The following is a 21,923-nucleotide window of genomic DNA, read 5'->3' on the forward strand; positions in this document are numbered from 1 at the left end:
GGCTTTCAGAAAAACAACTCAAACCTTAATGATGTTCCCGCGTCGCACGGAATTTCACATCCGGCCAGCGCTCTTCCATCAACGCCAGATTCACCCGCGTCGGCGCCAGATAGGTCAAATGCCCCCCGCCATCCAGCGCCAGGTTCTCCACCGCCTTGTTGGAAAACTCCTCAAGCTTCTTCTTGTCGCTGCACTCGATCCAACGCGCGGAATACACAGTGATTGGCTCATACGAGCATTCAACCTTGTATTCCTCTTTCAAACGACTGGCGACCACATCGAACTGCAGCACACCGACGGCGCCGAGAATGATGTCGTTGCTGCGCTCCGGGAAGAACACCTGCGTCGCGCCCTCTTCGGCCAACTGCTGCAGACCCTGACGCAGTTGCTTGGACTTCAGCGGATCACGCAAACGCACGCGACGGAACAGTTCCGGGGCGAAGTGCGGGATGCCGGTGAAACTCAGCGCTTCGCCTTCGCTGAAGGTGTCACCGATCTGAATGGTGCCGTGGTTGTGCAAGCCGATAATGTCGCCGGCAAAGGCTTCTTCGAGCTGTTCACGTTCGGACGAGAAGAACGTCAGGGCATCGCCGATGCGCAAGTCCTTGCCGGTGCGCACGTGGCGCATCTTCATGCCTTTCTCGTACTTGCCCGAGCAGATACGCATGAAGGCAATGCGGTCGCGGTGTTTCGGGTCCATGTTCGCCTGGATCTTGAAGATGAAGCCCGAGAACTTCTCTTCCACCGGCTCGACGGTGCGCTCGTTGGCGACCCGGGCCAATGGGCGCGGCGCCCAATCCACCACGGCATCCAGCACATGATCGACACCAAAGTTGCCCAGCGCAGTACCGAAGAACACCGGGGTCAGCTGACCGTCGAGGAATTCCTGCTGGTTGAACTCGTGGCAGGCGCCCTGCACCAGTTCCAGCTGTTCGATGAAGCGCTCGTACTCGTCGCCCAGGTGCGCGCGCGCCTCGTCCGAATCGAGCTTCTCGATGATCTTGGTTTCGGTGCGTTCGTGACCGTGACCGGCGGTGTAGACGATGATGTAGTCATCGGCCAGGTGGTACACACCCTTGAAGTCACGGTAGCAACCAATCGGCCAGGTGATCGGCGCGGCCTTGATCTTCAGGACGGCTTCGATTTCGTCGAGCAGTTCGATCGGGTCGCGGATGTCACGGTCGAGTTTGTTGATGAAGCTGACGATCGGCGTATCACGCAGACGGCAGACGTCCATCAGCGCGATGGTCCGTGGCTCTACACCTTTACCGCCATCGAGCACCATCAAGGCCGAGTCCACCGCCGTCAGGGTGCGGTAGGTGTCTTCGGAGAAGTCTTCGTGGCCCGGGGTGTCGAGCAGGTTGATCATGTGTTCGCGATAGGGGAACTGCATGACCGACGTGGTAATGGAAATACCCCGCTGCTTCTCCATCTCCATCCAGTCGGAGGTCGCATGGCGATCGGATTTACGGGATTTCACCGTACCGGCCACTGCAATCGCCTTGCCCATCAACAGGAGCTTTTCGGTGATCGTGGTTTTACCGGCATCGGGGTGGGAAATAATGGCGAAAGTGCGGCGTTTCGCGACTTCGGCGGCCTGTTGGGTCATGGGAAATCGCCTGGCGGTGATTCAAAAAAGGGCCGCGATTATAGCCCAACTCGCTGCAATAACCGAACCGTTGAGCACATTAAGGGTGGCCAAATGCTGCCGCAGATGGGAACCTTTTAAAGCACGGAGACGTCCATCCCCTGTTACGAACTTTCGTCAGGGGCTGAAAAATCAGCAAGTTAGCCTGACGAGGCTGCGCTCATGGCTCGCTTTCACGCCGCTTGGCCGGTGCTGAAAAACGGCTACTTTTCGCGAATGACTTTCCCGGCAGCCAAGGCTTGGCATGCCACTCGGGACTGCGCTCGCCGACTACAAAAAAAGGAGTCCGCCTGTGGCTATCCGCTATGGCAAAGGGCTGATGGGAGGTGCGGTGGTGATCGCGCTCCTGGCCCTGCTGGTCCACTGGATCGGCGTCAACACGATCGAACACTACCGCGACGATTTGTTGTTTTACCTGCAAGCTCATCTGATTCTTGTCCTCGCTTCCATGCTGGCCGCCCTTGTCGTGGGCCTCCCCGCCGGCATCTTCCTCAGCCGCCCGACCATGGTCGGCCGCGCCGAACGCTTCATGCAGATCTTCAATATCGGCAACACCGTGCCACCGCTGGCCGTGCTCGCGATCGCGCTGGGCATTCTCGGCATCGGCAGTGGCCCGGCGATCTTCGCCCTGTTCCTCGCCTCCCTGCTGCCGATTGTGCGCAACACCTACGAAGGGCTGAAAAATGTCCAAGGATCGCTGAAAGAAGCGGCCGTCGGCATCGGCATGACCCCGCGTCAGGTACTTTGGAAAGTCGAATTGCCCAACGCCGTGCCGATCATCGTCGGCGGCGTGCGTGTCGCACTGGCAATCAACGTCGGCACCGCACCGCTGGCGTTCCTGATCGGCGCCAACAGCCTTGGCAGCCTGATCTTCCCCGGCATCGCCCTGAACAATCAGCCGCAACTGCTGCTCGGCGCCGCGTGCACCGCGCTGTTGGCGTTGTTGCTCGATGGCGTCGTCACCCTCGCCAGCCGTCTCTGGCTGGAACGCGGTTTGCGCCCGTCTTAAGGCTCTTGCGAAGGAATATTTATGAAACGATTTAGCTTGCCTTTGGGATTGATAGCGGGCTGCGTCCTGCTGTTCGCAGGCATCGCCCAAGCCGCTGAAAAACCGCTCATTCGCCTCGGCGCCCGGGTATTCACCGAACAAACCCTGCTCGCCGAAATCACCGCACAGTACCTGCGCAGCAAAGGCTACGACGCGCAGATTACCGGCGGCCTGGGCAGCAACCTCGCCCGCAGCGCCCACGAAAGCGGGCAACTGGACCTGCTCTGGGAATACACCGGCGTGTCGCTGGTGGCCTACAACCATGTCACGGAAAAACTCGACAGCGCGCAGTCCTACGCCCGGGTCAAGGAACTCGACGCGAAAAAAGGCCTGATCTGGCTGACCCCGTCGAAATTCAGCAACACCTATGCCCTCGCCCTGCCGAAAAAAGTCGCTGAGCAATATCCGCAGATCGGCAACATCAGCCAGCTCAACCAAGTGCTGCGCGCCGAGGCCAAGACCAATCACCTGGTGGCGCTGGACACCGAGTTCGCCAACCGCTCCGACGGTCTGATCGGCATGGTTGATCTCTACGACATGAACCTGACCCGCAAGAACATCCGCCAGATGGACGCCGGCCTGGTCTACACCGCGCTGCGTAACGGCCAGGTGTTTGCCGGCCTGGTCTACACCACCGACGGTCGTCTCAATGCCTTCGGTCTGAAGTTGCTGGAAGACGACAAGCACTACTTCCCCGACTACACCGCAGCTCCCGTGGTGCGTCAGGCCACGCTGGACGCCAACCCGAAACTGGCCGAACAACTGAAGCCGCTGGCCGAACTGTTCGACGACGAAACCATGCGCCAGCTCAACGCGCGGGTCGATGTCGATCATGAAAGCCCATCGTCCGTTGCCGCCGATTTCCTGCGCCAGCATCCACTGAATTAAGAGAGGAGAAGTCATGGAATTTCTGAACGCCTTTTCCCATCTCGACTGGCAGCAGGTGCTGCACCTGACCTGGCAGCACATCACTCTGGTCGGCATCGCCGTGACTCTGGCGATTGTCATCGGCGTGCCGCTGGGCATTTTGATGACGCGCTTTCCCAGCCTCGCAGGTCCTTTGCAAGCCAGCGCCACAGTGCTGCTGACCGTGCCGTCGATTGCCCTGTTCGGCCTGCTGCTGCCGTTTTACTCCAAGTTCGGCCAAGGCCTCGGGCCGCTGCCGGCAATCACCGCCGTGTTCCTTTATTCGCTGCTGCCGATCATGCGCAACACCTACCTCGCCCTGACCGGCGTTGAGCCGGGCATCCGCGAAGCCGCGCGCGGCATCGGCATGACCTTCGGCCAGCGCCTGCGCATGGTTGAGCTGCCGATCGCGGTGCCGGTGATCCTCGCTGGCGTGCGCACCGCCGTGGTGATGAACATCGGCGTGATGACCATCGCCGCCACCATCGGTGCCGGCGGCCTCGGCGTGTTGATCCTCGCCTCCATCAGCCGCAGTGACATGTCGATGCTCATCGTCGGCGCGCTGCTGGTCAGTCTTCTGGCGATCTTCGCCGACCTGTTTCTCCAATGGCTGCAACGCTCGTTGACCAGTAGGGGGTGTTCGCCGCAAATGGCGGGCGCGCCGCCGCCCCACAAAGCGCAAGACTAGGCGCGAGGAGAGAGATTTGGTTTCTTCAAATGAACGACGAGTAACGACGTATTGCGCTTTGTGGGGCGCGGCCCTCCGGGTTGGAGCTGTGATGCCGCCGGGCTGCGTTGTGGGACTTGAAAAGGAAACGACATTTCCTGCGTCCCACGCCTTGCCCGGCGGCATCACAGCTCCAACGCGCCCGCCATTTGCGGCGAACACCCCCTACACAGGACTCCTCAAATGATCGAACTTCAAAACCTCAGCAAAACTTTCCAAAGCAACGGCAAAGATGTCAAAGCCGTGGACTCGGTAAGCCTGACCGTCAATGAAGGCGAGATCTGCGTGTTCCTCGGGCCATCGGGTTGCGGCAAAAGCACCACGCTGAAAATGATCAACCGCCTGATCAAACCGACCTCGGGCAAGATCCTGATCAATGGCGAAGACACCACCGATCTGGACGAAGTGACCCTGCGTCGCAACATCGGCTACGTGATCCAGCAGATCGGTCTGTTCCCGAACATGACCATCGAAGAGAACATCGTCGTCGTGCCGAAACTGCTCGGCTGGGACAAACAGAAATGCCACGACCGCGCCCGCGAGCTGATGAGCATGATCAAGCTGGAACCCAAGCAGTATCTGCATCGCTATCCACGCGAGTTGTCCGGCGGCCAGCAACAGCGTATCGGTGTGATCCGCGCCCTGGCGGCCGACGCCCCGCTGCTATTGATGGACGAGCCGTTCGGCGCCGTCGACCCGATCAACCGCGAGATGATCCAGAACGAGTTTTTCGAGATGCAGCGGGCGCTGAACAAGACCGTGATCATGGTCAGCCACGACATCGACGAAGCCATCAAACTGGGCGACAAGATCGCAATCTTCCGCGCTGGTAAACTGCTGCAGATTGATCATCCCGACACCCTGCTCGCGCATCCGGCGGACGACTTCGTCAGCAACTTCGTCGGTCAGGACAGCACCCTCAAGCGCCTTCTGCTGGTGAAGGCCGAAGACGCCGCGGACAACGCGCCGTCGGTCAGCCCGGAAACCCCGGTTGCCGATGCGCTGGAATTGATGGATGAGCACGATCGCCGCTATGTGGTGGTCACCTGCGCCGAGAACAAGGCACTGGGTTACGTGCGCCGTCGCGACCTGCACCGCCAGACCGGCACCTGCGCGCAATTCCTGCGCGAGTTCAACGCCACGGCGGCGTACGACGAGCACCTGCGCATCCTGTTGTCGCGCATGTACGAGTTCAACCGTTCCTGGCTGCCGGTGATGGATGCCGAGCGGGTGTTCCTTGGCGAGGTGACGCAGGAGTCGATCGCGGCTTACCTGAGCTCGGGGCGTTCGCGGGGGATGAAGACCAATATCGTCTCGCCGGCTGAGGCGGTGATCGCTTAACCCATTATTGCCGGATTGAAATGCAATCCCCTGTAGGAGTGAGCCTGCTCGCGATGGCGTAACCCCGGCCGACGGATATGTTGTCTGGGAAAAAGCTATCGCGAGCAGGCTCACTCCTACAGGGATCGGTGTGAAATTTTGATATTCACAAGGTGGCAAAGAATCTCAACAATCGACCCCGTAAAAGCCGTACAGATTCACGCCTTGCTCCTTCCAAAATCCCCTGCGCCACCCTCCCTCGCCGCCAACATCGCCGATGTTGCCGCTATCACACTTATCAGCAACTTGGCTGACAACAGCCTTGAACGTGCAGGCATATTTAACACCGGCAAATTCTCCGGGAACATCTTCCCGTCATCTCGGTCGGCTACAAAGAGTGATATCCGTGACGCACGTCAGAAGCGTGCAGAAACGCGACATTTTTAGTTGATCTCAGGCCCCTCACGCCCTAAAGTTCGCGCCGAACGTCCATGCTGGAAACGATCCATCCGGCTCAAGTACTGACGACGAGACAGCAAGGCCAAGGGAAGCTTCATTCCCGTGGCCTTTTTGCTTTCGGCGACATGCCTTGGGAAGTAGGCGAACCAAAGTGGGGATACGGAGGGCGTTCATTTGCACCCATTGTTTTTTAGAGTTTGCCCATAGGAGCTCCCAGCATGTCGATCAACGTCGAAGATTATTTCGCGCGCGCCACTTTTGACAAAATGAAGGCGTTCGCCGACAAACAGGAAACCCCGTTCGTGGTGATCGACACCGCGATGATCGCCCAGGCCTACGATGACCTGCGCGCCGGTTTCGAATTCGCCAAGGTCTACTACGCGGTCAAGGCCAACCCGGCCGTCGAGATCATCGACCTGCTCAAAGACAAAGGTTCGAGCTTCGACATCGCCTCGATCTACGAGCTGGACAAAGTAATGGATCGCGGCGTCAGCGCTGACCGTATCAGCTACGGCAACACCATCAAGAAATCCAAGGACATCCGCTACTTCTATGAGAAGGGCGTGCGTCTGTTCTCCACAGACTCCGAAGCCGACCTGCGTAACATCGCCAAGGCGGCACCGGGTTCGAAAGTCTACGTGCGCATCCTCACCGAAGGCTCGACCACCGCTGACTGGCCGCTGTCGCGCAAGTTCGGTTGCCAGACCGACATGGCCATGGACCTGCTGATCCTCGCCCGTGACTTGGGCCTGGTGCCGTACGGCATCTCGTTCCACGTCGGCTCGCAACAGCGCGACATCAGCGTCTGGGACGCGGCGATCGCCAAGGTCAAAGTGATCTTCGAGCGCTTGAAAGAAGAAGACGGCATCCACCTGAAGCTGATCAACATGGGCGGTGGCTTCCCGGCCAACTACATCACCCGCACCAACAGCCTGGAAACCTACGCCGAGGAAATCATCCGTTTCCTCAAAGAAGACTTCGGAGATGACTTGCCGGAAATCATCCTGGAGCCGGGCCGTTCGTTGATCGCCAACGCCGGTATTCTGGTCAGCGAAGTGGTGCTGGTTGCGCGTAAGTCGCGCACCGCCGTCGAGCGCTGGGTGTATACCGATGTGGGCAAGTTCTCCGGCCTGATCGAAACCATGGACGAAGCGATCAAGTTCCCGATCTGGACCGAGAAAAAAGGCGAGATGGAAGAAGTCGTGATCGCCGGCCCGACCTGCGACAGCGCCGACATCATGTACGAGAACTACAAGTACGGCTTGCCGCTGAACCTGGCGATCGGTGATCGTCTGTACTGGCTGTCGACCGGTGCGTACACCACCAGTTACAGCGCGGTCGAGTTCAACGGGTTTCCGCCGTTGAAGTCGTTTTACGTTTAAGAAGCAGCTTCGAGCTTCAAGCTGCTGGCTGCAAGTCAAAAGCCCATGACGTGTCATGGGCTTTTTTGTATGTGATGGACACATGAAGATCCCTTTGTGGGAGCGGGCTTGCTCGCGAAAGCGTCGTGTCAGTCAGCATCGTCTGCAATGACCCAGCGCCTTCGCGAGCAAGCCCGCTCCCACAGGGTTATGCGGTGCGGCTCAGTTCATCTGCACGCAACTGATATCGGGTCGCCAGGGCTTGGATCATCGGATCTGTCGCATCAGCGAGCGTCTGGCTAGCTACTCGCAGGAAATTCAGATTACCGCCGGCCAGGGCCTTCTCAAGCCAGAGAACGGCCTCATCGATACTCCCCTCGCCCGCCAACACCGCCGCATAACTGAACTGCCCACGAAAATCCCCAGCCTCAGCCGAGCGCCGATACCAGTCGCGCGCCGCAGCAGGATCGGCCGGACACACTTGCCCTTCCTCCAGATAGCGCCCGAGCAGATTCATCGATTTCGCATGGCCCAACTTAGCCGCGCGCCGATACAACGCCAGCGCCTGCCGATAATCCACCGTCACACCGCGCCCGGTCGCGAGCAGATTGGCGAGGTTGTACATCGCCCAATCCAGCCCGGCCTGCGCGGCGATTCGATAATGCTGCGCGGCAACCGAGGCATCCGCCGCGCAACCCCAGCCATGCTCATGACAGCGCCCAAGCATGTTGCGCGCCATCAGATGCCCGCGTCCGGCGGCGATGCCGAACCAGCGCAGTGCCAAGGGTTGATCCTGTGCGATCCCATGGCCGTCGAGCAGAATCTGTCCAAGCAAGGCCTGCGCTTCCACTTCGCCCTCGCCCGCCGCGAGCAAAATCGCCTGCGCGGCGCGGGCGGGGCTTTCTTCAAGCATCGCCGCCAGCCCGGCTGCATCAAGGATTTCTTCGCGGCGTAACTGGAAAGTCATACCTCGACCCAACGCCGTAGCAGGTTGTGATACGTGCCGGTCAGGCGAATCAACGAAGGGTGATCGGGAACGTCCTGAGTCAGTTGCTGAATCGCACTGTCCATCTCGAACAGCAACGCGCGTTGGCTGTCTTCGCGCACCAGACTTTGCGTCCAGAAAAACGAGGCATAACGCGCGCCACGGGTGACGGCGTTGACCTTGTGCAAACTGGTGCCGGGGTACAACACCATGTCGCCGGCCGGCAGCTTCACCCGTTGCGTGCCGTAGGTGTCCTGAATTTCCAGCTCACCGCCGTCGTAATCCTCCGGCTCGCTGAAAAACAGTGTCGCCGACAGATCAGTGCGCACCCGCTCGATGCTGCCCTTGGGCTGGCGCACGGCGTTGTCGATATGGAAATCGAAACTGCCCCCCGCGGTGTAACAGTTGACTAACGGCGGAAACACTTTGTGCGGCAGCGCGGCAGACATGAACAACGGATTCTTCCAAAGCCGCTCAAGCATTGCCGCGCCGATTTCCTTGGCCAGTGGATGGCCTTCAGGCAGTTGCAGATTGTGCTTGGCCTTGGCCGATTGAAAGCCCGCAGTGATTTTGCCATCGGCCCAATCCGCCTGCTCCAGAGCCTGGCGAATGCGCTGCACCTCTTCTTTTGCGAACAGTCCGGGGATGTGCAGCAGCATGGCAATGTCACCTGATGGCAAAGAGTCGCCAATGGTATTGATTCTTATTGGCTGTGTAAAACCCGGGAGACGAACGAAAGGGCAAAAACCGTAAGGTGAAATTGTAAAGAATGTAAATTCAGTGCAGTTAGCAATGTTTCGCAATTGATACGAATACCTGTTTACCCTATATTCCGCCGCCTCAAATCCTTGGGGAGGGGAATAAAAATGGCACGTCTACACGCTCAATTACCGGTCAGTTCACCACGTCTGCTCGCTTCTGCGATCGGTGTGGCAATCACCGCCGGGTCCGCTGGCCAGATGGTATTCGCTGCGGAAAAAACCGAGAGCAAAGCTTCCGGCAATGCCATCGCCCTGGACGCTACCGCCATCACCGGCGAAGCTCAGGACCCGACGTCCTATCAGGTCGAAAAAGCCTCCTCGCCCAAGTACACCGCCCCGCTGGTTGACACGCCGCGCTCGGTCACCGTGATTCCACAACAGGTGCTCAAAGACACCGGCGCCCTGAACATGCAGGACGCGCTGCGCACCGTGCCGGGCATCACTTTCGGCGCCGGTGAAGGCGGCAACCCGCAGGGCGACCGTCCGTTCATTCGCGGCTTCGACGCCCAGGGCGACACCTACCTAGACGGCGTGCGCGACACCGGTGCGCAGAGCCGCGAGATCTTCGCCGTCGAAAACATCGAAGTCAGCAAAGGTCCGAACTCGGCCATTGGCGGCCGTGGCGCAGCCGGCGGCAGCATCAACCTGGTGAGCAAGAAGGCCCACTTGGGCAACTCGTTCGACGGCGGCTTCACCTACGGCTCCGACCAGACCCAGCGCTACACCCTCGACGGCAATTATCAGTTCAGCGACAGCGCTGCCGGCCGCCTCAACCTGATGAGCCACGAGAGCAACGTCGCCGGTCGCGACAAGGTCGACTACGACCGCTGGGGTATCGCACCGTCTCTGGCGTTCGGCCTGGGCACCGACACCCGCGTCAACCTCGATTACTACCACCTGGAAAGCAACGACACTCCGGATTCGGGCATTCCGTATACGCTGTCGAACCCGCGCACCAAGTCCAATCCGGACAAGCCGTACGCCGGCGGTGACCATGAGAACTTCTACGGTCTGGACCGCGACTTCCGCAAGGGCCGCACCGACACCGCGACGTTCGCCATCGAGCATGACCTGAACGACGCGCTGACGATCAAGAACACTCTGCGCCACGGCACCAGCATGCAGGATTACATCCTCACTCAGCCGGACGACAGCAAGGGCAACGTCAACAACGGCAGCGTCTGGCGTCGCGCCAATACTCGGGTGAGCAACACCGAGACCACCACCAACCAGACCGACCTGTTCGGCACCTTCTACGTGGCCGGCTTCAAGAACAGCTTCTCCACCGGTGTCGAATACACCCGCGAGCAGAGCGAGAAATCCTCGTACAACGTCAACACTGACACCACGCCGCGCACCGGCGCTGTGACCACCAACTGCAACCCGGGCCTGATCGGCGCGCCGAGCGGTTACAACTGCACCTCGCTGTCGAACCCGAACCCGAACGATCCGTGGAACGGTGCGATCTCGCGCAACTACGCCGGCACCGACACTCAGGCCGACACTTACGCGCTGTACGTGTTCGACACGCTGGAGTTGTCCGAGCAGTGGCTGGTGAACATGGGCCTGCGTTACGACCATTTCGATACCGATTACAAAACCTACAACGCCGCCGGCCGCACCACCTCCAAGGGCGATGACACCAGCGAGTTCGTTACAGGTCAGTTCGGCGTGGTGTACAAGCCGGCGGAAAACGGCAGCATCTATGCCTCCTACGCCACCTCCGCGACCCCGCCGGGCAACACCCTCGGCGAAGGCCAGGAAGGCAACCCGTTGGGCGGTACACCGGATCGCAGCGGCAACCTGCTGAGCAGCGACATGGAGCCGGAAACCACCAAGAACTACGAGATCGGCACCAAGTGGGATCTGCTCAACGATCGCCTGTCGCTGACCGCTGACATCTTCCGCACCGAGAAAGAAAACGCCCGCGTGCAGGTCGACACAAGCTCGTACGAGAACGCCGGCAAGACCCGCGTGCAAGGCTTCGAACTGTCGGCCAGCGGCAAGCTCACCGATAAATGGCAGGTGTTTGCCGGTTACGCGTTCATGGACAGCGAGCAGGTTGATGGTGGCCCGTTCGGTCGCGCCAACGACGGCAACGACCTGCCGAACACACCGAAAAACAGCGCCAGCCTGTGGACCACCTATCAGGTCACGCCGAAGCTGACCATCGGTGGTGGCGCGTTCTATGTCGACGACGTCTACGGCAGTACGGCAAACACCACCATGGTCGACTCGTATGTGCGTTACGACGCAATGGCAGCCTACAAGCTGACGAAGAACGTCGACCTGCAACTCAACGTGCAAAACCTGACCGACGAAACCTATTACGACAAAGCCTTCTCGACCCACTTCGCCAACCAGGCGGCGGGCCGGACGGCGCTGTTGAGCACCAATTTCCACTTCTGATCGCTTTGGAAACCTGTGGGAGCGAGCTTGCTCGCGAAAGCGGTGGGTCAGTCAGCATCAATGTCACTGATCCATTGCATTCGCGAGCAAGCTCGCTCCCACAGGAGATAGGTTCAACAGCTCCGGCCCCGTTCATTCAATTGAACGGGGCTTTTGTGCGTAAGAAAGAACGCTTCTCGATAACCCACGGCATAATGCGCGCCGTGATGACAATTTCCGAACGGACGGCGAGTGACGTGTTGAAGAAAACCCTGTTCCAGTTGCACTGGTTTTTTGGCATCACCGCAGGCCTGGTGCTGGCCCTGATGGGCATCACCGGCGCAGCCTATTCCTTTCAGGACGAAATCCTGCGGGCGCTCAATCCGTCAGTGCTGCAGGTGGAAAAACAGGTCGCCGGGGTCCTGCCGCCGGTTGAACTGGTAGAACGCATCGAAGCCGCATCCGGCAAGAAAGTCGCGATGCTCTGGGTCGAGACCGACAGCGGCCACGCCGCGCGGGTGTTCTTCACCCCGCCCAAGGGTGAACGGCGTGGCGAGATGCGCTACTTCGATCCGTACACCGCCGAGTTCAAGGGCGACGCCACCGGTCAGGACTTTTTCGGCCTGATGCTGCAACTGCACCGCTTTCTGGCGATGGGTGATACCGGGCGCAACATCACTGGCGCCTGCACCCTGATGCTGCTGTTCTTCTGCCTTTCCGGTTTGTATCTGCGTTGGCCACGTCAGTGGAACAGCTGGCGCGTGTGGCTGACGCTGGATTGGAAAAAGAAGGGTCGCGCGTTCAATTGGGACCTGCACTCGGTGGCCGGTACCTGGTGTCTGCTGGTGTATCTGCTGCTGGCCTTGACCGGGTTGTCGTGGTCGTACGAGTGGTACAACAAGGGCCTGACCCGGCTGCTTTCCGACGCGCCGCAAAATGAGCGCGTGCGCGGCGGTCGCGGCCCGGCGCCGGAAGGCCCGGCGCCGACGGCCGACTACGCAGCGATGTGGAGCAGCATCTACAGCGCCGCCGGCCCCGGCCTGGCCGCGTACAACATTCGCATGCCGGCGGTGGCCGGCCAACCGGCGACGGTGTTCTATCTGCTCGACAGTTCGCCCCACGACCGCGCGCTGAACCAGATCACCCTCGACCCGGCAACCGGCGTGGTCAAACGCGTTGATCGCTATGCGGAAAAAAGCTTCAAGGCACAACTGCTGACCAGCATTTATGCGCTGCACGTCGGCAGCTATTTCGGTCTGGTCGGACGCATCATCGTCACGCTGGCAGCGGTGTGCATGCCGCTGTTCTTCATCACCGGATGGCTGCTGTATCTCGACCGTCGGCGCAAGAAAAAGCACATCAAGGACGCACGAAAAGGTCTTGAACAACCGGCCAGCGAGGCTTCGGCGTGGCTGATCGGCTTCGCCAGCCAAAGCGGTTTCGCCGAGCAACTGGCGTGGCAGACCGCCGGCCAATTGCAGGCCGCCGGGTTGCCGGTGAAGGTGCAGCCGCTGGCCAATGTCAGCGAGCAGGATTTGCGTGATTCGAGCAACGCCTTGTTTGTGGTCAGCACCTTCGGTGACGGCGAAGCGCCGGACAGTGCGCGCGGTTTTGAGCGCAAGGTTCTCGGTAAGGCCTCTGCGCTCGACAGCCTGAATTATGCGGTGCTGGGTCTTGGCGATCGTCAGTATCAGCACTTCTGCGGCTTCGCCAAACGCCTGCACCAGTGGCTAAGCGAACACGGTGGCAAGTCGCTGTTTGCTCCGGTGGAAGTCGACAGCGGCGATCCCTACGCCCTGCGCCACTGGCAGACGCAACTCGGCCAGCTCACTGGCCAAGCACCGGCCGAAACCTGGCAAGCGCCCAGCTACGCCAACTGGACGCTGCTGCGCCGCGAACTGATGAACCCCGACAGCAGCGGTGCGCCGGTTTACCTGCTCGGTCTAAAAGCGCCGGACACCAGCAGTTGGCTGGCCGGCGATCTGGTCGAAGTGCTGCCGCGCAACTGTCCGTGGGCCATCGAACATTTCCTCGACGGCCTCGGCATCCGAGGCGAGACCATCGTCAAGGTCAACGGCCTCGACGAGCCGCTGGAAGTGGCCCTGGCCTCGCGCCAGCTACCGGAACACCGCGCGCATCTGGTCGGCCTGCATGCGCAAGCGCTGGTCGATGCGATGGTGCCGCTGGCCATGCGCGAATATTCGATCGCCTCAATCGCCGCCGATGGCGTGCTGGAGCTGATCGTGCGCCAGGAACAGCACAGCGACGGCAGCCTCGGCGTCGGCTCTGGCTGGCTCACCGAGCATGCGCCAGTGGGCGGCAGTATCAGCCTGCGCGTGCGACGCAACAGTGGTTTCCATCTACCGAACGAGCCGCTGCCGATGATTCTGCTGGGCAACGGCACCGGTCTGGCGGGTTTGCGCAGCTTGCTCAAAGCACGCATTGCCGACGGCCAGCAGCGCCAGTGGCTGCTGTTTGGCGAGCGCAATCGCGAACACGATTTCCTCTGCCGCGCCGAACTGGAGGAGTGGTTGATCAACGGTGATCTGGCACGGCTGGACCTGGCGTTCTCGCGGGATCAGGCCGAGAAGGTTTATGTGCAGGATCGCTTGCGTGAGTCGGCGGATGAGCTCAAGCAATGGCTGGCTGATGGTGCCGTCATCTATATCTGCGGCAGCCTTCAAGGGATGGCCTCAGGCGTGGACCAGGCACTCACCGACATCCTCGGCAGCGCTGAAGTCGAACGTCTGATCGAACAGGGCCGCTATCGCCGCGACGTTTACTGACATTATTCACACCCAACTGTGGGAGCGAGCTTGCTCGCGAAGGGGTCGTGTCAGTCGGTATATCTATCAACTGACACACCGCTTTCGCGAGCAAGCTCGCTCCCACAGAGGGCGCGGCGTTCAGACCGGTTGTAGTTTCTGTTCGAACACCGCCACCCCATCCAGATCCCGCAACACCACACTCATCTCGCCGCTCTGCCCTTCAATATTCACCTCGCCAAAAAACTGAAACCCGGCAAACGGCGAGGTGTTTTGTTCGGCAGGCGCTTTCTCGAAAACCACCTCAGGCCCAAACGTCTTGTCCAGCGGATTCGGCCCGAAACTACCTGCGTTCAATGGCCCCGCGACGAATTCCCAGAACGGTTCGAAATCCTGAAACGCCGCGCGATCCGGGTGATAGTGATGCGCGGCGCAGTAGTGCACATCCGCCGTGAGAAAGACGAAATTACGCACCTGCTGTGCCCGCAGATAGCCAAGCAGTTCGGCGATTTCCAATTCACGCCCCTGCGCCGGACCGGGGTCGCCGTTGGCCACCGCTTCCCAACGCGCAACACCCGGACTGACCTCGCCGTCCGGCACGCCAAGGCCGATGGGCATGTCCGCCGCAATGACTTTCCACTGCGCCTTCGACGCTTTCAACTCACGCTTGAGCCAGTCCAGTTGCTCACGTCCCAGGAACGGCTTTGCCGCACCCAGGTTGTCATCGTTGGCCTCACGATAGCTACGCATATCCAGCACAAACACATCAAGCATCGGCCCGTAACTCAGCTTGCGATAAATTCGCCCGCCACCGTCCGCCGCCTGTAAACGCATCGGTGCATATTCGAGCCAGGCCTGTCGCGCACGGCCAACCAGCTTGTGGATATCTTTCTCCTGATAGCGCTCGTCGAGCTGCTTGCCCGGCGACCAGTTGTTGACCACTTCGTGGTCGTCCCACTGCCAGATCTGCGGCACCTGGGCATTGAAGAGTCGGACGTTTTCGTCCATCAGGTTGTAGCGGTAATTGCCACGATAGTCATCGAGGGTCTGCGCGACTTTGCTCTTGGCTTCGCTGGTGATGTTGCGCCAGATACGCCCGTTTTCGGTGGTGAGCTGTGCCGGCACCGGGCCGTCGGCGTAGATCGTGTCGCCGCTGTGGATAAAGAAGTCCGGCAGGCGCAGGCGCATGGCTTCGTAGATGCGCATGCCGCCGATGTCCGGATTGATGCCGAAGCCTTGGCCGACGGTGTCGCCGCTCCAGACAAAACGCAAGTCACGCTTTGACGTTGGCACGCTGCGCAGATGACCGAACCATGGCTCGCTGGGAACGCCGCTTTGCGCGTCTTCGAAGTGCACGCGATAGAAAATTGCCTGGTCGGCGGGCAGGCCGCTGAGTTCGACGCGGGCGGTGAAATCAGTGCGGGCATCGGCCAGGGCCGAGACGAGACGACGCGGGTTGCCGAACAGGCTGCGGGTGTCCCATTCGACCACCATCCGTGCCGGGCGGTCGCTGCGGCTCCAGATCATCGCGCGGTCGCCGAGCAGGTCGCCGGACTGCACGCCGTCGGTGAGTTGCGGGCGATCCTTGACCGAGGCAATCACTGCCGGCGCCAGCCCCGGCAGCAACAGACCGGCACCGACGGCTTGCACGACGCGACGGCGCCCGAGGTTGAAATCGCTCATGGTGTTCTCCCTGCAAAAGGGAAAACTTAAGCATGGCTGTGTGAAACCGCCATGACATCGGCCACACCGCAATTCAAATGTAGGAGTGAGCCTGCTCGCGATAGCGGTGGGTCAGTAACATCAATGCTAACTGACACACCGCTATCGCGAGCAGGCTCACTCCTACAGGGAGATGGCGTTGTCAGGCGTTGACGGGTTCGACTGCCAGCTCGACAGTCTCAGGCCGCTTGAGCAGCGCATACACCACCGCCGTCACCAGGCTCCCTGCGACAATTGCCAGCAGGTACAACAGCGCATGGTTGATCGCATTCGGAATGGCCAGCACAAACAGTCCACCGTGCGGCGCCATCAGCTTGCAGCCGAAGTACATCGACAGTGCACCGGTCAGCGCACCGCCGGCGATGCTCGCCGGAATCACCCGCAGCGGATCTTTCGCGGCAAACGGAATCGCTCCTTCGGAAATGAAGCACAGGCCCAGCACGAAGGCCGCCTTGCCGGCCTCGCGCTCAGTCTGGGCAAACTTGCGCCGCGCGATAAACGTGGCAATGCCCAAACCAATCGGCGGCACCATGCCGGCGGCCATGGTCGCGGCCATCGGTGCGTAACTCTGCGAGGCCAGCAGCCCCACCGAGAATGCATAGGCCGCCTTGTTGATCGGCCCGCCAAGGTCCACACACATCATCCCGCCAAGCAACACGCCGAGCAGAATCGCGTTGGTGGTGCCCATGCTGTCGAGGAACTGCGTGAGTGCGGCAAGCATGCCAGCGACCGGTTTGCCGACCACGTAAATCATCACCAGACCAGTGACCAGACTGGCGAGCAACGGAATGATCAGAATCGGTTTCAGCGCTTCCAGACTCTGCGGCAATTTCACATAGCGGGCGATGGCTTTGGCGGCGTAACCGGCGATGAAACCGGCAATGATCCCGCCGATGAACCCGGCGCCCAGGGTGCCTGCCAGCAACCCGCCGATCATCCCCGGCGCGAGGCCCGGACGGTCGGCAATCGAATAGGCGATGTAACCGGCCAGCAGCGGCACCATCAGTTTGAACGCGGTTTCCCCGCCGATCTGCATCAGCGCCGCCGCCAACGTGCCTTCTTCCTTGTAGGCAGTGATGCCGAAGACGAACGACAATGCGATCAGCAGACCACCGGCCACGACCATCGGCAGCATGTACGACACACCGGTCAGCAGGTGTTTGTAGATGCCGGTTTTTTCTGACTTGGCCGGGGCCTTGCCGTCGCTTGCTGCGCTTTCCACAGCACCTTCGGCCAAGGCTTTTTTCAACGTGGCTTCGGACTGCTTGAGTGCAATCCCGGTGCCGCAGCGATAGATTTTCTTGCCGGCAAAACGCTCGGTGGCGACGTCGATATCCGCCGCCAGCAGCACGACGTCGGCTTCAGCGATGGCCGCTGCGCTGAGCGGAGTTTTCGCGCCGACCGAGCCTTGGGTTTCAACCTGCAATTCATAACCCAGGCGCTTGGCGGTCTGCTGCAAAGCCTCGGCAGCCATGAAGGTGTGCGCGACACCCGTCGGGCATGCCGTAACGGCGACGATGCGCGGCGCACGCGGCGTATCAATCGCCGGTTCGACTTCGCTGGCGACGTAGACTTCAGCTTCTTCAGCGCCCCGCCGCAGCACCGCTTCGACCTCCTGCAACGCCTGCGCCGGCGCAATCTGGAACACCCGCTTGCCGACGAAGCGGGTCATGTCCACCGTCCCCGTACTCACCAGCAATACCCACTCGGCGGCTTCGATCGTCGCCGCCGACAATTCACGTTCCGGGTGCGCCGGATCGACCACTTCCACGCTGGTGCTCCAGCCCTGACGCTGCGCCGCCGCATCGAGCAGACGCGCGCACAGGACACTGGTGACCATGCCGTTGGGGCAAGCCGTAACAATGGCTAACTTCATGACAAACCCTCTTATTGTTCTGTCAGGGGGCGTACGCGCACACCCTGTTCGAGCTGCGCCAGGTGCGCGGCGTCGTTGATGCCGAAACCGATCTGGGTCACCGCCATCGCGGCAATCGCCGTGGCCGTGCGCAGGGTCTGCTCGGGTGTGTCGGCACTGAGCAACCCGTGGAGCATGCCGGCCAGCAACGAGTCACCGGCACCGACTGTGCTGGCGACGCTGACTTTCGGCGGCGAGGCATGCAAAGCCGAGCCGACACTGAACCAGTTCACCCCGTCGGCGCCGTGGGAAATCACCACGTGCTCGATGCCCTGCGCATGCAAGCGTGCAGCGGCTTGCGCTTCGGCGGTCGGCGAAACCACTTCGCAACCGAGCGCATCGGCCAGTTCCTCGGTGTTCGGCTTGATCAGCCAGGGGCGGGCCTGCAACGCGGCGCGCAAGGCTTCGCCGCTGGAGTCGAGGGCGACTTTCAAGCCAAGCTCATTCAACTTTTCGATCAACGCACGCAACCATTGCGCACTGACGCCGCGCGGCAAGCTGCCGGCGACCACCACCGCATCGTGCCCCGGTGCGATCTGCAAGAGGCGATCGAGCAACGCCTGCTGCGCCGCCGCGTCAACGTTGGGCCCAGGACCATTGATGTCGGTGATGCGTCCGTCGTGCTCGGCGACTTTGATGTTGCTGCGGGTCTCGCCCGGCACGCGAATAAACGCATCGACAAAACCGCGTTTGGCAAACAGGGTTTCGAAGGCTTGCAGGTTGTCCTCACCGAGAAAGCCGCTGACGGTGACTTGATGGCCGAGGTCGGCCAGCACCTGCGCGACGTTCACGCCCTTGCCGGCGGCATGGGTGTGCATCTCGTCGCTGCGATTGACCTGACCGGCGTCCAGCCGCGCCAGCTCGACGGTGAGGTCGAGCGCCGGGTTGAGGGTCAGAGTAAGAATCCTGGCCATTACAGGGCCTCCACTAATGCGCGCACTTCGTTGGCGCTGCCCACGGCCAAGGCCTGTTGAGCAAGGGTTTGCGCCTGGGTCAGGCTGAGTTCGCGGATGCGCGCCTTGACTTCGGCAATGCTGCGACCGGACACGCTCAGCTCGTCGACACCGAGGCCGACCAGCACCGGCACCGCCAGCGGATCGGCCGCCAGTTCGCCGCAGACACCGACCCACTTGCCATGGGCATGGGCCGCGCGCACGGTGATGTCGATCAGTTGCAGCACCGCCGGATGCAAGCCGTCCGCTTGTGCAGACAGCGTTGGATGACCACGATCGATGGCCAGGGTGTATTGGGTCAGGTCGTTGGTGCCGACGCTGAAGAAGTCGACTTCCTTGGCCAGTACCGGCGCAAGCAATGCGGCTGACGGCACTTCGATCATGATCCCCAGTTGCAGATCAGCGACCGGAATTTCCAGACGCAGACGCTCGGTCATATCACGGGCCTGACGCCATTCATCAACGCTGCCGACCATCGGGAACATGATCCGCAGCGGACGGTTGTCGGCCGAGCGCAGCAAGGCACGCAACTGCGCTTCCATGATTTGCGGACGCTGCAAGGTCAGGCGAATACCGCGCACGCCGAGGAACGGGTTTTCCTCCTTGGCGATCGGCCAATACGGCAACGGCTTGTCGCCACCAACGTCCAGCGTGCGCACCACCAGCGGTCGCCCGGCCAGACCATCGAGGACGCGACGGTATTCAGCTTCTTGGGTCGCCTCATCCGGCGCTTGCGGGTGGGCCATGAAAATCAGTTCGGTGCGCAGCAGGCCGATGCCTTCGGCGCCCTGCTCCACCGCACTGGTCACGCCGGCGCTTTCGCCGATGTTGGCGAACACTTCGACGGCGTGGCCGTCGGTGGTGTGTGCCGGTTGATGGCGTTGTTCGGCGGCGATTTTCAGGCGTTGTTCACGAGTGTCGCGTTCCTCGGCAGCGCGTTGCAATGTCGCGGCATCTGCATCGACATGCAAACGGCCGCGTTGGCCATCGAGCAGCAGCGGCGTGCCCGGTTCGAGCAAAAGCACCGCCGCACCCGCGCCGACCAATGCCGGAATACCGAGGGCGCGCGCAACAATGGCGCTGTGCGCGGTGGCACCACCGCGCGCGGTGAGAATCCCGGCGACACGCGCCGGATCGAGCCGCGCCACATCGGACGGACCGACTTCGTCCATCACCAGAATGTAAGGTTGCTCAGGCTCGCTCGCGGTTTGTACGCCACACAACTGCGCCAGCACACGACGGCCGATATCACGCAGATCCGCCGCGCGCTCGGCGAGCAAGGCGTCCTGCAGCGATTCCTGTTGTTTCGCCGCCGCTTCGATCACCGCCATCCACGCCGCCTCAGCGCTTTCGCCTTGCTTGAGGCGGGTGTCGACTTCGTCGGTCAGATCCGGGTCGTCGAGCATCTCCTGGTGGGTGATGAAGATTTCGCGAATCGCTTTGGCCTTGCTCCGTTCGATCAAGCCCTGAATGTCGCGGCGTACGTCGCTCAGCGCTTGCTTGAGACGCTCGCGCTCGATCGCGGCGGACTCGCCACGCAACGGGTAATCAATGGTTTGCTGCACCTGAATATGCGCCGGGCCGATGGCGATGCCGGGGGCTGCCGGGATCGCTTGCAACTGGCTACCGGAGGCTGGGGCGACCAGCACTTCGGCGATATCGGCAATGACTTCGCGCTGCTGACTCACGGCCGGCAGCGGCTCGACTTCTTCACCAAGGCCTTCTTCAATTGCCGCGAGCAGGGCTGGCAAGGCGTCGGAGGCGATGCTGGGTTCGGCGATCAACTCCAACACCTGACCGCGCCGGGCGCCGAGGCTCAACAGTTTGCTCAGGCTTTTCACCGACACGGCGCTGTCCTGGCTGTCGACGATGCGCACGCGAATTTCGCCGTCAAAGCTTTTCGCCAGTTGCGCCAGAATCTTCGCCGGGCGCGCATGCAAACCATGGGCGTTGGCCAGCGCGATGCGCGCGCTCGGCCAGTCGGCGGGCAACTCGCCGCCAAGCACTTCGAGGACTTTGCGACTGCTGGTGGCGCGGCCCAGTTCATGGCCGCGACCTTCGATCAACAGCGCACACAAACGCTCAAGCAATGCCTGATGCGCTTCGCCCAGACTCGCCAGACAGAACAGACCGCTGAGCGGTTGACCGAGGTAGCGCATCGGTTTGTCCGGGGTGACGAACGCCAGACCGGGGCGTTTCACGGTTTGCTCGCTGTGCAACCACCACAGGCCATCGCCCAGTGGCAGCGCTTCGACTTGCTGCAACACGCCGGCAAACCCGTTGCTCACGCAATCGGCCTGTCGCAGCAGACGCGCGCCACGCCAGACCAGCTCTTCGAAATCGTCGGCCGAGACACCGAGGCCGATCATTTGAGCGTCCAGTGCGAGTTCCTGCGGCGCGCCTTGCAGCAGTTTCAGCAGCGCTTCGGGGGAACTGGCGCGACGCAGGGCCTGGCCCAGATCGGTCTCGCCGAGGGCGCGGGTCAGCAGTTGCAGCAGGCGCAGGTGTTCGTCGGATTTGGCCGCGATGCCGATCGCCAGATAAACGATCTGGCCATCGCCCCAATCGACGCCGTCGGGAAACTGCATCAGGCGCACACCGGTGGCGAACACCTGATCGCGGGTTTGCGGGGTGCCGTGGGGAATGGCGATGCCTTGACCGAGAAAGGTCGAGCCCTGGGCTTCCCGGGCCTGCAGGCCGGCGAGGTAGCCATCGGCGACCAGACCGTCGGCGACCAGATGGCTGGCGAGCAATTGCAGGGCGGCGGGTTTATCCACGGCCGACTGGCCCATGGATATCTGCTCTATAGTGAGCTCGAGCATGCGATCTCCTTTTTGGCGCAGTTCAACGCCAGGTATTGTTTTGAATGGTCACAGCTTAGGCGCTCTGCCGCGCTTTTCAGCGGCAGTTTTGGCGGTTTCACGGCAGGACCGGCCAAAAGCGTCCGAAACGTAGAAAATACGCT

Annotated in this window: 14 protein-coding genes; 7 read left to right on the forward strand and 7 right to left on the reverse strand. The window is 61.2% G+C overall.

What is annotated here, in order from left to right; all coding sequences use genetic code 11:
• Positions 1 to 25: 25 nt before the first annotated feature.
• Positions 26 to 1,609, reverse strand: a complete 1,584-nt coding sequence (locus HU755_RS06470) for a peptide chain release factor 3 (protein ID WP_186630973.1) — start codon at positions 1,607 to 1,609, stop codon at positions 26 to 28.
• A 358-nt stretch (positions 1,610 to 1,967) separates the two neighbouring features.
• Between HU755_RS06470 and HU755_RS06475 the strand changes: the two genes are divergently transcribed.
• From HU755_RS06475 to HU755_RS06495, 5 genes are all read left to right on the forward strand, one after another.
• Positions 1,968 to 2,657 carry an ABC transporter permease gene (locus tag HU755_RS06475; RefSeq protein WP_186547380.1) on the forward strand — a complete coding sequence of 230 codons (690 nt, stop codon included), beginning with the start codon at positions 1,968 to 1,970 and terminating at the stop codon, positions 2,655 to 2,657.
• A 21-nt stretch (positions 2,658 to 2,678) separates the two neighbouring features.
• Positions 2,679 to 3,584 carry a glycine betaine ABC transporter substrate-binding protein gene (locus HU755_RS06480; protein WP_186630974.1) on the forward strand — a complete coding sequence of 302 codons (906 nt, stop codon included), beginning with the start codon at positions 2,679 to 2,681 and terminating at the stop codon, positions 3,582 to 3,584.
• 13 nt (positions 3,585 to 3,597) lie between these two features.
• Positions 3,598 to 4,290: an ABC transporter permease gene (locus tag HU755_RS06485; RefSeq protein ID WP_186630975.1), complete on the forward strand. Its 693-nt coding sequence runs from the start codon at positions 3,598 to 3,600 to the stop codon at positions 4,288 to 4,290.
• 222 nt (positions 4,291 to 4,512) lie between these two features.
• A complete protein-coding gene (locus HU755_RS06490; RefSeq protein ID WP_186618656.1) occupies positions 4,513 to 5,670 on the forward strand; it encodes a betaine/proline/choline family ABC transporter ATP-binding protein in 1,158 nt (385 codons plus the stop codon).
• Positions 5,671 to 6,326: 656 nt separating this feature from the next.
• Positions 6,327 to 7,490 (forward strand): type III PLP-dependent enzyme, encoded by a 1,164-nt coding sequence (locus HU755_RS06495; protein ID WP_186618655.1) that lies wholly within the window; start codon positions 6,327 to 6,329, stop codon positions 7,488 to 7,490.
• 187 nt (positions 7,491 to 7,677) lie between these two features.
• On the opposite strand, the gene HU755_RS06500 is transcribed toward HU755_RS06495, so the two are convergent.
• Positions 7,678 to 8,436: a tetratricopeptide repeat protein gene (locus HU755_RS06500; protein ID WP_186630976.1), complete on the reverse strand. Its 759-nt coding sequence runs from the start codon at positions 8,434 to 8,436 to the stop codon at positions 7,678 to 7,680.
• A complete protein-coding gene (locus HU755_RS06505) occupies positions 8,433 to 9,113 on the reverse strand; it encodes a Fe2+-dependent dioxygenase (RefSeq protein ID WP_186630977.1) in 681 nt (226 codons plus the stop codon). The genes HU755_RS06500 and HU755_RS06505 overlap by 4 nt, the downstream gene beginning before the upstream one ends.
• A gap of 207 nt (positions 9,114 to 9,320) precedes the next feature.
• Here HU755_RS06505 and HU755_RS06510 point away from each other — a divergent pair, with 207 nt between their 5' ends.
• Positions 9,321 to 11,624 (forward strand): TonB-dependent siderophore receptor, encoded by a 2,304-nt coding sequence (locus HU755_RS06510; RefSeq protein ID WP_186630978.1) that lies wholly within the window; start codon positions 9,321 to 9,323, stop codon positions 11,622 to 11,624.
• Between the two features lie 236 nt (positions 11,625 to 11,860).
• Positions 11,861 to 14,389 carry a PepSY domain-containing protein gene (locus HU755_RS06515; RefSeq protein ID WP_186631022.1) on the forward strand — a complete coding sequence of 843 codons (2,529 nt, stop codon included), beginning with the start codon at positions 11,861 to 11,863 and terminating at the stop codon, positions 14,387 to 14,389.
• A 120-nt stretch (positions 14,390 to 14,509) separates the two neighbouring features.
• On the opposite strand, the gene HU755_RS06520 is transcribed toward HU755_RS06515, so the two are convergent.
• The 4 genes from HU755_RS06520 to ptsP form a co-directional block, all read right to left on the reverse strand.
• Entirely contained in the window at positions 14,510 to 16,051 is a 1,542-nt protein-coding gene (locus tag HU755_RS06520) for an alkaline phosphatase (RefSeq protein WP_186630979.1), read from the reverse strand.
• A 181-nt stretch (positions 16,052 to 16,232) separates the two neighbouring features.
• Complete coding sequence (locus HU755_RS06525) at positions 16,233 to 17,966, reverse strand: PTS fructose-like transporter subunit IIB (protein ID WP_186630980.1); 1,734 nt, start codon at positions 17,964 to 17,966, stop codon at positions 16,233 to 16,235.
• 11 nt (positions 17,967 to 17,977) lie between these two features.
• Entirely contained in the window at positions 17,978 to 18,919 is a 942-nt protein-coding gene (gene pfkB, locus HU755_RS06530; protein WP_186630981.1) for a 1-phosphofructokinase, read from the reverse strand.
• The gene (gene ptsP / locus HU755_RS06535) at positions 18,919 to 21,780 is read right to left on the reverse strand and encodes a phosphoenolpyruvate--protein phosphotransferase (RefSeq protein ID WP_186630982.1); all 2,862 of its coding nucleotides are present in this window, start codon (positions 21,778 to 21,780) and stop codon (positions 18,919 to 18,921) included. Before ptsP ends, pfkB begins: the two co-directional genes overlap by 1 nt.
• Positions 21,781 to 21,923 lie beyond the last annotated feature (143 nt).

It is taken from the genome of Pseudomonas sp. SWRI111 (assembly GCF_014268555.1).
In the GTDB taxonomy this organism is placed as follows: domain Bacteria; phylum Pseudomonadota; class Gammaproteobacteria; order Pseudomonadales; family Pseudomonadaceae; genus Aquipseudomonas; species Aquipseudomonas hamedanensis.